Origin of the sequence: Mesorhizobium sp. M4A.F.Ca.ET.050.02.1.1 (assembly GCF_003997725.1) — a bacterium.
In the GTDB taxonomy this organism is placed as follows: domain Bacteria; phylum Pseudomonadota; class Alphaproteobacteria; order Rhizobiales; family Rhizobiaceae; genus Mesorhizobium.
In genome coordinates this window covers 1-2,232 of the sequence record NZ_RZSG01000904.1, presented here as the reverse complement: position 1 = coordinate 2,232, position 2,232 = coordinate 1, and the positions used below count along the sequence as shown (strand labels likewise).

The 2,232-nt window shown below is 66.4% G+C and carries 2 protein-coding genes; both read right to left on the bottom strand.

The features are described from left to right. Positions 1-981 (bottom strand): ABC transporter substrate-binding protein (locus tag EOA33_RS32935; protein ID WP_245482510.1); only part of this gene is annotated, 981 nt, incomplete at its 3' end. A gap of 227 nt (positions 982-1,208) precedes the next feature. Then, complete coding sequence (locus tag EOA33_RS32930) at positions 1,209-2,177, bottom strand: alpha/beta hydrolase (protein ID WP_348628284.1); 969 nt, start codon at positions 2,175-2,177, stop codon at positions 1,209-1,211. Between the last annotated feature and the right edge of the window lie 55 nt (positions 2,178-2,232).

Below are 2,232 nucleotides of genomic sequence, written 5' to 3'. Positions count from 1 at the left end.
GTCATAGGGCGCGTTGCCGACATTGAAGCGGGCGACGATGGTCGAGCCGGTGGCGATCTCGGAATTTTCGAGCCCCATCTCTTCGGTCTGCGATACGGCGTCTGAAGCCGTCTCGTGGTCGGTGTCGATCTCGCCGGATTCGAAGGCCGACAGCATGGCGTTGGGATCGGAGCCGTAGTCGACCCATTTGATGCCGTCGAGATGGAACTCGCCTTTCCACCAGGGCTTGTCCTTGCGCTTCACCTCCGCACCGGTCTCGGCATCCCAACTCACCAGTTCGCAAGGGCCGGTGGTGATGGCTAGAGCCTTCTTCGGGTCGCCGTCGCCCTCATAGGAGCGGTGCATGATCAGCGCCGGATAGTCGGCCATGCCGGCGATCAGCGAGATGTCGGGCTTGGGCAGGTTGAGCCTGACGGTGTAGTCGTCGACCTTCTCGATGCCGCCATCGACCGGCTTCTTGGTGTCGGCGTTGACCAGTGCGCCCATGCGCGCGGCGACCGAGTTGCCGGCGACGGAGGCGTCGCACCAGCGGGCGAGATTGTGGATGACGTCGTCGGCGTTGAAGGTGTCGCCATTCGACCAGGTGATGCCCTTGCGCACATGCAGCGTGATTGTCCTGGCGTCGTCGCTGGTCTCCCAGCTTTCCAAAAGCCACGGCTCGAAGCTGAAGTCTGTGTTCCAGCGCACCAGATATTCGTTGCAGTGGCGCGCCACGTTGGACATCTCGACGCCGTCGAAAGTGCGCGGATCCTTGAAACCCTTGACGTTCATGGCGACGCGCAAGGTGCCGCCCTTTTTTGGCTCCTCGGCTCGGGCCGGCGAGGGGGTAAGCACGCCGAGTGCCAGTGCTCCGGCTGCGCTGACGCCGAAGCCGGCCATGATGGCGAAGTATTCGCGCCGGCTGATGCCGCCTTTCCGGAAGTCGGCGGCGATCGGCTCGGCTCGCGGGTGCAGTTTCCTGTCGGTCAGCATGAATTTCATCGTCGTTCCCTCCTGTTGGGCGCCCCGGCCTGTCACAGTGCGGGGACGGATGCGACCGCCGGAGCGCCCTTGGCCTGCGGCGATGATAGGGCGGGGTTACGCCGGGAAATGTTCGCTTTTCCGCAGTTCTTGTGCGCTGTTCCGCACGAGGGTAGCGCCAATCTCCCCCCTTGTGGGGGAGATGCCCGGCAGGGCAGAGGGGGGCGCTGTCCCGCCCAGCATCTCGGCTATTCAGCGCCGCTGCGATGACGAATGGTTTTGAATCCTAAGGATTCTGAGGGGACGCGATCCTTCGCGCCCCCCTCTGGCCTGCCGGCCATCTCCCCCACTTGGGGGCAGATTGGCGCCTCATCGCCGGCGCCCAGCCTGGCAATGTCGGCAATAATCCTCGCAAACGCCTCGCCGGAGCGCGGCACGCTGTTGCGGGCGCGCAGGAAACTGTGCACCAGCAGCGGCTCTTCCTGCCACCAGGCCGAGCCGCCGGCGGCGACGATGCGGCCGCGATAGGCCTCGCCGTCGGAGGACAGCGGATCGCATTCGGCGGTGATGATGAAGGTCGGCGGCAGGCCGGTAAAATCGCTGTCGCGCAGCGGCGAGAAGGTCGGATCGTCCAGCGATTGACCCGGCGCGGACCGGATGCGGCGGTAGAACTCGATATCGCTGAGGCTGAGCAGCGGCGCCTCGGCGTGCTCGATATAGGAGCGGCCTGTCTCGCCGCCGAGTTCTGGATAGATCAGCACCTGACCGGCGGCGCGGCGCTGGCTGCGGCGCGTCGCGTGCGCGACCGCCGCGGCGAGATTGCCGCCGGCGCTCTCGCCGCAGAGCACGATCGGCAGCGCGCTTGTCGCCGCCACCCATTCGAACACGGCGAGGCAATCCTCGAAGGCGGCGGGATGCAGATGCTCCGGCGCCAGGCGGTAATCGGCCGACAGAATCTCGGAGCCGGTGGCTGCGCAGAACTCGGCGCAGATGTCGTCATGGCTGTCGAGGTCGCCGAGCACGAAGCCGCCGCCGTGATAGTAGACGACGATCGCCCGCGACGCCTTGCCGGCCAAACGGTAGCGCCGGATCGCGATGTCGCGGCCGTCGGCGGCGACCACGCCGTCACTCACCGTGACATCAGCCGGACGGCCTGGATGGAAGGCCCGGCACATCGCGTTGTAGACCGCCCGTTGCTCCGCGATCGGCCGCGCCACGATCGCGGAGCAACGGGCGGTCTACAACGCGATGTGCCGGGCCTTCCATCCAGGC